Source organism: Pseudomonas sp. PS01299 (assembly GCF_029960145.1).
GTDB lineage: Bacteria > Pseudomonadota > Gammaproteobacteria > Pseudomonadales > Pseudomonadaceae > Aquipseudomonas > Aquipseudomonas putida_A.
Window position 1 is genome coordinate 1 of record NZ_JASCPO010000218.1, and the last position, 9,772, is coordinate 9,772.

General features: G+C 61.3%; 9 protein-coding genes. 3 read left to right on the forward strand and 6 right to left on the reverse strand.

The genetic code is table 11. The annotated features are described in order from the left end of the window. Positions 1–110: 110 nt before the first annotated feature. From QMX91_RS25340 to QMX91_RS25365, 6 genes are all read right to left on the reverse strand, one after another. On the reverse strand, positions 111–299 hold the full coding sequence (locus tag QMX91_RS25340; protein WP_003227153.1) for a hypothetical protein: 189 nt from the start codon (positions 297–299) through the stop codon (positions 111–113). Between the two features lie 392 nt (positions 300–691). After that, positions 692–1,912, reverse strand: coding sequence for a beta-ketoacyl-ACP synthase I (fabB, locus tag QMX91_RS25345; protein ID WP_007968959.1), 1,221 nt, complete (start codon positions 1,910–1,912; stop codon positions 692–694). A gap of 11 nt (positions 1,913–1,923) precedes the next feature. After that, complete coding sequence (gene fabA, locus QMX91_RS25350) at positions 1,924–2,439, reverse strand: 3-hydroxyacyl-[acyl-carrier-protein] dehydratase FabA (RefSeq protein WP_003227150.1); 516 nt, start codon at positions 2,437–2,439, stop codon at positions 1,924–1,926. Between the two features lie 247 nt (positions 2,440–2,686). After that, positions 2,687–4,591: a response regulator gene (locus QMX91_RS25355; protein ID WP_282413548.1), complete on the reverse strand. Its 1,905-nt coding sequence runs from the start codon at positions 4,589–4,591 to the stop codon at positions 2,687–2,689. After that, positions 4,588–5,520, reverse strand: a complete 933-nt coding sequence (locus QMX91_RS25360; protein WP_282413549.1) for an ABC transporter substrate-binding protein — start codon at positions 5,518–5,520, stop codon at positions 4,588–4,590. The genes QMX91_RS25355 and QMX91_RS25360 overlap by 4 nt, the downstream gene beginning before the upstream one ends. 1 nt (position 5,521) lies before the next feature. Further along, complete coding sequence (locus QMX91_RS25365; protein ID WP_282413550.1) at positions 5,522–7,645, reverse strand: TonB-dependent receptor; 2,124 nt, start codon at positions 7,643–7,645, stop codon at positions 5,522–5,524. Between the two features lie 196 nt (positions 7,646–7,841). Here QMX91_RS25365 and QMX91_RS25370 point away from each other — a divergent pair, with 196 nt between their 5' ends. From QMX91_RS25370 to sixA, 3 genes are read left to right on the forward strand one after another with little or no spacing between them, the layout of a single operon-like run. Next, positions 7,842–8,867, forward strand: a complete 1,026-nt coding sequence (locus QMX91_RS25370; RefSeq protein WP_027612311.1) for an NAD(P)H-dependent glycerol-3-phosphate dehydrogenase — start codon at positions 7,842–7,844, stop codon at positions 8,865–8,867. Between the two features lie 18 nt (positions 8,868–8,885). Next, positions 8,886–9,233, forward strand: a complete 348-nt coding sequence (locus tag QMX91_RS25375) for a DUF4389 domain-containing protein (protein ID WP_007968953.1) — start codon at positions 8,886–8,888, stop codon at positions 9,231–9,233. Beyond that, the gene (sixA, locus tag QMX91_RS25380) at positions 9,230–9,682 is read left to right on the forward strand and encodes a phosphohistidine phosphatase SixA (RefSeq protein ID WP_134787095.1); all 453 of its coding nucleotides are present in this window, start codon (positions 9,230–9,232) and stop codon (positions 9,680–9,682) included. Before QMX91_RS25375 ends, sixA begins: the two co-directional genes overlap by 4 nt. The last annotated feature ends 90 nt before the right edge of the window (positions 9,683–9,772 follow it).

Below are 9,772 nucleotides of genomic sequence, written 5' to 3' on the forward strand. Positions count from 1 at the left end.
GAGCTTGCTCCCGCTGGACTGCGTAGCAGGCCTCTGCTCTTGAGTTGAAGAGCAGGGCCGCTTCGCGCCCCAGCGGGAGCAAGCTCCCTCGCCACAGGTTCAATATTCGCCTAAGCGGATTTCAGATCCCGTTGCTGTTCTTGAAGTTCGAGTTCGGCCTTGTAGTTGTGGGCATCGATCTCGTTGTGGAACATGCCGACCAGCAAGTCTTGTTGATGCACATCCCAGATCCGTACACCGGCGGCTACGCCTTCATGGGACATGTGTGAATCGTCGCGTTCAGTTACTTTTACAGTCATCTGCTAGCTCCAAATCTCAAGTTATCTGCAGCAAGGCGTGTGCAGGACTCTTTTATATGATTTGTTAGCTTGCTAAGTAAACGTTTGATTTGCGCAAGGTGTTGTTGCGGTTTTTGCAACAGTGCTGCAGCCCGCGTAATCCGCGACATTCGGTCGCAGGGTGCAAGGTTTCATGACAGAAGTTTCATTTTCAGGCGCACTGATATCCCCTGTGGGAGCAGGCTTGCTCGCGAAAGCGGAGTGTCAGTCGCCACCTTCATACCTGAGCCAGCGCTTTCGCGAGCAAGCCCACTCCCACAAGGGAAAGCGGAGTGCCTGGCGACTTTCTGCAGACGAAAAAAAACGCCCCGAACCAGTCGGGGCGTTTTCATGTGTGGCTCTGCAGCGGGGACTTACTTGCCTTCCCAGCGCTTCAGCACCAGCGTGGCGTTGGTGCCGCCGAAGCCGAAGCTGTTGCTCATCACGGTGTTGATGGTGGCGTTTTCGCGGGTCTTGGTCAGCACCGGCAGATCGGCCACTTCAGGGTCCAGTTCGTCGATGTTGGCGGAACCGGCGATGAAGTTGCCTTCCATCATCAGCATGCAGTAGATCGCTTCGTGAACGCCGGCGGCGCCCAGGGAGTGACCGGACAGGCTCTTGGTCGAGCTGATCGCTGGAGCCTTGTCGCCGAACACTTCACGCACACCTTTCATTTCCGCGACGTCGCCGACCGGAGTCGAGGTGCCGTGGGTGTTCAGGTAGTCGATCGGGGTGTCGACGGTGGACATTGCCATCTGCATGCAGCGGATCGCGCCTTCGCCACTTGGGGCAACCATGTCGTAGCCGTCGGACGTTGCGCCGTAGCCAACGATTTCAGCGTAGATCTTGGCGCCACGGGCCAGAGCGTGTTCCAGCTCTTCAACCACGACCATGCCGCCACCGCCAGCGATGACGAAACCGTCACGGTCGGCGTCGTAGGCGCGGGAGGCTTGTTCCGGGGTGTCGTTGCGCTTGCTGGACAGGGCGCCCATCGCGTCGAACAGGAACGACTGGCTCCAGTGCTCTTCTTCACCGCCACCGGCGAAGACGATGTCCTGCTTGCCCATCTGGATCTGTTCCATGGCGGTACCGATGCAGTGAGCACTGGTGGCGCAGGCAGAAGCGATGGAGTAGTTCAGGCCCTTGATCTTGAACGGCGTGGCCAGGCACGCGGAAACGGTGCTGCTCATGGTCCGCGTTACACGGTATGGGCCAACGCGTTTCACGCCTTTCTCGCGCAGGATGTCCAGTGCTTCCATCTGGTTCAGGGTCGACGCGCCGCCGGAGCCGGCGATCAGGCCGGTACGCGGGTTGGACACTTGCTCTTCGGTCAGGCCGGAGTCAGTGATCGCGTCTTTCATGGCCAGGTAGGCGTAAGCCGCTGCGTGGCCGACGAAACGATAGATCTTGCGATCGATCAGTTCTTCAAGGTTGAGGTCGATGGAGCCGGAAACCTGGCTACGCAGACCCATTTCAGCATATTCCGGGTTGAACCGGATGCCAGGGCGGCTTGCACGCAGGTTAGCGGAGACGGTCTCTTTGTCATTGCCCAGGCACGAAACAATGCCCAGACCAGTGATAACGACGCGGCGCATGCGAATAACCCTTAGAAGTTGTCAGTGGAGGTGAACACGCCGACGCGAAGGCCTTCGGCGGTGTAGATTTCGCGACCGTCGACAGTCACCGAACCGTCGGCGATGGCCAGGTTCAGCTTGCCCTTGAGGACGCGTTTGATATGAATGTTGTAGGTGACTTTCTTGGCGGTCGGCAGGACCTGGCCGAAGAATTTCACTTCGCCCGAACCCAGCGCACGGCCACGGCCCGGCAGGCCTTGCCAGCCCAGGAAGAAGCCGACCAGTTGCCACATGGCGTCCAGACCCAGGCAGCCCGGCATCACCGGATCGCCCTCGAAGTGGCACGCGAAGAACCACAGGTCAGGGTTGATATCCAGCTCGGCGACCAATTCACCTTTGCCGTACTTGCCGCCTTCTTCGCTGATCAGGGTGATGCGATCCACCATCAGCATGTTCGGGGCGGGCAGTTGCGCGTTACCTGGGCCGAACAGCTCACCGCGACTGCAGCGCAGCAGGTCTTCCCGAGTAAAGGCGTTTTGTTTGGTCATGCGAGCTCCTCAATAATCCCATGCGGCAGGTGGGGCAAATCTTCCCGGCCGATCGACGCGTTCATGCCTCGTACCGGCAGCCTACTCATAGACTATTGCGTTGTGGTGAAAGTCACAGCACCAAGGACATGAATGTACACTTGTGCACTGAAATTTTTATTCAAGCCTCTTTTGAGGCTCGTTCGGGTGCCTAAGACTGCCGCACTTTCGCTTTTCACGCCAGTCGCAGATGGTCGAAAAACCGTCACTACTGCACCCAGCGCTGCAGAATCTGTTGTAGGTCATTGCGTTTGAATGGCTTGGCCAGATAATCGTTCATGCCCGCCGAAAGGCAAGTTTCGCGGTCGCCCTGCAACGCGTTGGCGGTCAGCGCGATGATTGGCACCTCGCGGCGTCCGGGCAGTTGGCGGATCTGCCGGGTCGCCTCGTAGCCGTCGATGATCGGCAGGCGGCAGTCCATCAGAATCACTTCGAAATCATTGCCTTCGGCGCTGCGCACCGCTTGCGCGCCATCGGTGGCGACGCTGACAGTAAAGCCGAGGCTGCGCAGCATCGCTTCGATGACCGTCTGGTTGACCGGATTGTCCTCCACCAGCAACACATTGCGCCCCTCGCCATGCCCGTTACCATTGGCCGCGCGCGGCGCCGCCAGTGTCGGCAACGTCTGCTTATATAAGGCCAGCGGGATTTCCAGAGTGAACACCGACCCCAGGCCTTCTTCGCTTTGCGCGCGCAACGTCCCGCCCATGCGTTCGGCCAGGGTGCGGGCGATCGGCAAGCCGAGGCCGGTGCCGCCATAGCGCCGGGAAATCGAACTGTCGGCCTGCTGGAACGCATTGAACATCAACTCCAGGCTTTCCGAGGAGATACCGATGCCACTGTCGCGCACCGAACAGGTGAACCACAGCAACTCGTGATCCAGCGACTGCCACTGCGCCTCGATGCTGACCCGGCCACGCTCGGTGAACTTCAAGGCGTTGCCCACCAGATTGACCAGAATCTGCCGGATCCGCGTCGGGTCGCCCTGCACCTGCAAGGCGCGCATGTCCTCGGGGATCCGCAGGTTCAGGTCCAGGCCACGCTGCACCGCGCTGTGCTGGAACGACTGGGCGCAAGCGCCGATCAGGTCGGCGAGGTTGAATGGAATGTGCTCAAGCTCCAGTTCCGAGCGTTCGATCCGCGAGAAGTCGAGGATGTCATTGATGACTTTCAGCAGGTGTTCGGTGGACTCGGAAGCCAGCGCCGCGTACTCGATCTGCTCCTCGGTCATGTCGGTGGTTTCCAGCAACTGCAACATGCCCAGCACGCCGTTCATGGGGGTGCGCAGTTCGTGGCTCATCATCGCCAGGAAATCGGATTTGGCATTGTTGGCCTTTTCCGCTTCCTCGCGGGTCTGGATCAGTTGCGCCATGGCCTGATGCTGTTCGCGGCTGGCCTGCTCCAGTGCCTGGGCGAGGTTGTTGATGTGCTGCGACAGGGCGCCCAACTCGGTGTCATCGACGATCGGCAGTGGGGTCTTGTAATCGCCTTGCTGAATCGCCTTGACCGCGTTGCCGATATCGCGGATCGGCGCCGACAGACTGCCGGCCAGACGCCGTGCCAGAACAAAGGTGAAGAGCAGGGCGAACAACGCCAGAATCCCGGCCTTGAGCAGAATTTCCTGTTGGCGCTGACTGAAGGCATCGTTGGACAGACCGACGATTACCCGGCCCAGGTAATCCTCGCTGGTCACGTTGTTGCTGGCTTTGGCGTCGTGGAAAAAATCGCTGTTGAGGGCGATTCGTTGCAGGCGCACCGGGGCCTGGAACACCTCGACCTGATGCGGTCGGTTATGCGCGTCGGCGGCTTGCTCAACGTAGGCCAGAATACGGTTGGCGCTGTCCTGCACTTCCAGAAAGCGTACGTTCGGTGTGGCCAGGGTCGCTTTGAGCAGGCTTTCCAGCACTTCGTTGTTGCCGGAAATCACCCCGTACTCGGTGGCGGGCGCCAGTTGGTTGGCGATCAGTTGCCCGGTGTGGTTGAGCTCCTGCCGTAAATCCTGAATCCGCACGAAGGTAAAGAAACTGATCAGCAGCAGCGTGAGCAGCAGGGCCGGGCCGAGGCTGATCAATTGCGTACGGGTGTTGATGTCCCAGCGGCGACGCAGATTCATGGGTGGCTTTCTCCTTCAGCCAACTGGCGGGCTACAGACGCTTCATCGATTGGCTCGATACCCAGGGAACGAGCGACCTGCACATTACTTGAGACCTTGAAGCGATCGGGGTAGAGCGTGCGCGGCCACGTCGCCGGCGGGCGATCAAGTAACCGGTCAAGGATCGCCAGCCAGTCGGGCTGATCGCTGTAAGTGCTGGCGAGGCTGCCGGCCCGCACGAACGCCGCGTTCGGCCCGACCAGCGCCACTTGCCGGGAGTAACTGCTGAGCAGCAGGTTTTTTGCGGTTTTCGGGTTGTACAGATCGGGATCGTCGAGGCCCAGCAACACGTCACTGTTTCTCAGCACGATTTGCAACGGGCGACTGTCCTGGGTGTTGTCCCAACGCTGGCTGACGATTTGCAGATTCAGCGGCGCTGCTGCCTGGTGCAGCTCCTTGAGCAGGAATTCGCTGTGCTGGTCGAACAGCACGCCGACCCGGCGCACCTGCGGCAGAATCCGTCGAATCAGTTGCAGTTGCCGCCCCAGCGGTGGATCGCTCCATAGCAGACTCAAGTGCGGCGGTTGTGCGCCACCCAGGCGTTGCCGCGCTTGCAATCGGCTGATGCGCAACACCAGCGTCGCCGGGCCCTGGGGCTCCTGCAGGCGCCAGTCGAGGCTGGGCAGGTCGAGCAGAATCATCCGCAGATTGCTCGGCAACTTGCCCGGCGCCGGCAGGCTGGCCAGCGGCTGGAACCGCACGTTGTCGGTAGGACGCAGCTCGCTCAGGGCCTGGACGAAGGCTTGCACCCCGGGGCTTTCTTCGGCGCCGGTCAACAGAATATCGGCGGCTTGCACCGCCACGCCGTGCAGCCACGCGGTCAAAAACAGACAGACACCCGCCAGCCAGTGGCCAAGGGTTGGCGTCTTGTTTGCCGTGGCGTAGCGCACCCTAGAACTCCAGCTCGGCGCTGAAGTACAGCACCCGGCGTTCGTCGTAATTGTTGTCGACGAAAGTGGTCGGTTCATTGTCGAGCCGCTGCTGCAGCACGCCGGCCAGTTGCAGTTGTGCCTTGCCCAGCGGGATGCGTTTGGCGATGCGCGTGTCGACGCGCTCGAAGCGGTAGCCGTTGAGCGCGTTGTCGCCGTAATAGAACAGCGCGCTGTTCCAGCCGTGGCCCCAATCACGCAGCCAGCCGGCAGAACCGCTGTTGCGCGAGGTGAATTGCTGATCCAGCGGATTGCTCGCTTCGGCGTCGACGAAAGCGTAAGTGAAGCGCAGGCGATCGATCATGCTCAGGCGCCAGTCGAGCTGGGTTTCGGTGCCGCGAAAGCGTGAGCTGTTGGCGTTGCTGGCGATGTACTGGTTGTTGCGCAGCGGCTCGCTGATCATCCCGGTGATTTCGTCGTAGAACAGCTTCACGTCCACGGCCAGCCCTAGCTCGGCGAAATAGCCGTTGTAGCCCAGTTCGCGCGAGCGCATGTGTTCCTGATCGAGATTGCCCGGGCCACGGGTCTTGACGAAGTAGCGCGCCGAAGACTGGCCATAGGCGGAGGGGCGCAGGTTGCTCACCTGATAGCTCCAGTTGACGTTGTTCTCGAACATGTCCGGCGAGCGGATCGCTTCCGAGTACACCGCGCGCAGGCCATGGCGCGGGTTGATCAGGTAGTTGACGGCGAATCGCGGCGTCAGCGAACTGCCGATCAATTGGGTGTTTTCGAACATGGCGCCACCCTGCAACAGCCAGTGTTCACTGGCGCGCCACTCCAGTTGGCCGAACGCGCGCCAGGTGGTGTCGTCCAGCGTGCCGTTGAAGTAGGTCTCGGAGTCGGCCCGGTCGTAACGATAGTTCAGGCCACTGACCAGCCGCAGGTTGTCGGACAGGCTGAGGGTGTCCTGCAATTCCAGATCGTAGCGTGATTCGCGGGCGCTTTGATCGATGTCGCCACACAAGGTCTGGCTGGCACCGTTACGCCACTGATTCAGCACCTGATTGGCGAGGGCCATTTCCTGCGGCGTTCCGGCTTCCGGACCGGGGCCGGTGAAGCGGGTGATGTTGCGCGCCAGGCGTTCGGTGTAATTCGGGTTGAGCTGCCACAGTTGGGTCAGTTGCGGGCTGAACGATACTTCGGCATCACAGGCGCGCCACACCTGCTGGCGATCCCAGTGTTGGGCCGAGCCCTGTATATAAAGGCTGTGTTCGGGATTGATGTCGAGATTCCAGCGCACCGAGCCGGCGTAATCCTTGGCGATCACGTCGGAATTGTTCCCGGCAGCGGTAATCCCCGAGAACACCGGGTGGTAGGTATAGGGCCGCTGGTTGCTGCCGTCCTTCGCGTTGATCTGCCAGTCGAGGCTCTGGTTGTCGCTCAGGGTCTGGCTGACGGCGAGGCTGAAGCGGTTCAAGCGGCGGCTGTCACGGTAATCGGCGCCGGTGCGGTCGCTGTCGAAGCCATCGTCTTCCTGGCCGGACAGCGACAAACGCAGGTCGCCGCCATTCCACCCCGTGCCCTGGCTGGCATAGAAGTCGTTGATGCCGCGCTGGCCTCGGGTGACCTTCAGGCGCGTGCCGTGGCTGTCCGCCGGGTTGCGGGTGATGATGTTGACCACCGCCATCAGCGCGTTGGCGCCGTAGCTGACGGTGTTCGGCCCACGGAAAACCTCGATGCGCTCGATGTCTTCCATGGCCACCGGAATGTCACTCCAGTCCACCGTGGCCAGGCCTGCGCGGTACACCGAGCGGCCATCGATCAGCACCTGCATGCGCCGCGCTTCGCTGGCGTTGGTTCCGTGATAGTTGACCGCCGCCTGATTGCCGCTGATGTTGCCGACCATCATCCCCGGCACCAGTCGCAGCAACTCGCTGATGTCCCGCGCGCCACTGGCACTGATCAGCTCACTGTCGATGACGGTCATGCTCCCCGGCACTTCCGCCGGCGTCTGTTTCAGGCGCGTGGCCGTCAGCACCTGCGGCAGCGTTTCGCTGTCGACAAACAGGTCGTCCGCCTGCAACACCGGGCTGAACAGCAGCGCCAGCAGCAGTGACGAACGCGAGGGGGGAGAGCCAAAAGACACGGCACGGCCTTGATCGCAAAGAATTGGCGCGCATGTTAACCGAGGACAGTGACTTTTCCAGTCACGATGCGGGCATTTTCCTCGGCTTTATTGGTCTTCTTCCTACAAGTGTCGGTAATTGACGCAGGGGCTGGCCGCGCTCCGGTCGCCCCGTATAATGCCGGCATCGCCACTGGTATGGATTAACGGATTGCATATGACTGAACAGCGCCCGATTGCGGTCCTGGGAGGCGGAAGTTTTGGTACCGCCGTGGCCAATCTATTGGCCGAGAACGGCCATCAAGTCCGGCAGTGGATGCGTGACCCCGAGCAGGCCGAGGCCATCCGGGTCAACCGCGAGAATCCGCGTTACCTCAAAGGCATCAAGATTCTGCCGGGAGTGACTGCGGTCACTGACCTGCAGGCCACCCTCGACGCCTGCGAGCTGTGCTTCGTCGCGCTGCCCTCGAGCGCATTGCGCACGGTGCTGGCCGCCCACGCCGAGCGCCTGAGCGGCAAGATGCTGGTCAGCCTGACCAAGGGCATCGAAGCCCACACCTTCAAACTGATGAGCCAGATCCTCGAAGAAATCGCCCCGCAGGCACGTATTGGTGTGCTGTCCGGGCCGAACCTGGCGCGGGAGATCGCTGAACACGCGTTGACCGCCACCGTGGTCGCCAGCGAAGACGAAGAACTCTGCAAAGCGGTACAGGCTGCGTTGCATGGTCGCACCTTCCGCGTTTACGCCAGTGCTGACCGTTTCGGTGTCGAGCTGGGTGGGGCGTTGAAAAACGTTTACGCGATCATCGCCGGCATGGCAGTGGCGCTGGAGATGGGCGAGAACACCAAGAGCATGCTGATCACCCGCGCACTGGCCGAGATGACCCGGTTCGCGGTGAATCAGGGCGCGAACCCGATGACCTTCCTCGGTCTGGCCGGGGTAGGGGATTTGATCGTGACCTGCTCGTCGCCGAAGAGCCGCAACTATCAGGTCGGGTTTGCCCTCGGTCAGGGCTTGAGCCTTGACGAAGCAGTGTCGCGCCTGGGCGAAGTGGCCGAAGGCGTGAACACCCTGAAGGTGCTCAAGGCCAAATCCCAGGAGGTGGGCGTCTACATGCCGCTGGTCGCCGGGCTGCATGCGATTCTGTTTGAAGGACGCACGCTGGAGCAGGTGATCGGTCTACTGATGCGTGCCGAACCGAAAACCGACGTCGACTTTATTTCCACCAGCGGTTTCAACTGATTCAACAGGAAGCGAGCCATGAACGATCCGAAAACCGAAGCCAAGTACGAATCCATTCTCCTGCGGGTGCTGTGGATGATCGTCTACGTGCTGGTCTGGCAAGTGGCGCAGTTCATCCTCGGCGCCGTGGTGCTGGTGCAACTGATCTATCGTTTGATTTACGGCGCGCCGAGCGCCAGCCTGATGAATTTCGGCGACAGCCTGAGCCAGTTCCTCGCGCAGATCGGCCGCTTCGGCAGCTTTCACAGCGACCAGAAACCCTGGCCGTTTGCCGACTGGCCAACCCCGCGTGCCCCGGAAGGCGAAGCACCGCACGCCGTGCCGCCAGCGCCGCATCCGGCCCGCGATGAGGAACCCAAGCTATGAAACTCTGGGTGTTGCGTCACGGCGAGGCGGTGCCTTACGGCTCGTGCCCTGACTCCGAGCGGGCGTTGACCGAACACGGTCGCAAAGAAGCGTTGAGCAGCGCCGCGCAATTGATCGGCCAGCCACTGACGGCGATCTACGCCAGCCCTTATCTGCGTGCGCAACAGACCGCACAGATTGTCCGCGAGGCGCTGGGGTTCGAGCCGGAGATCCGCACGGTCGGCTGGCTGACGCCGGAGAGCGATCCGGACAAGGTAGCCGATCAACTGGTGTCGGTGAGCGATGTGCTGCTGGTCAGTCACAACCCGTTGGTGGGCAATCTGCTGAGCTATCTGCAGCATGGCGCCGGATATCCGCCGGAGAAGGTCGGTACGGCGGGGTTGGCCGAGCTGGAAAGCCCTGAGCTGCTGATCGGCTCGATGACCCTCAACAGTCTCAAGCACCCCTGACGCTGATTCCTTGTGGGAGCGGGCTTGCTCGCGAATGCGCTGTGTCAGTCACTGTAAATGTCACTGATAGACCGCATTCGCGAGCAAGCC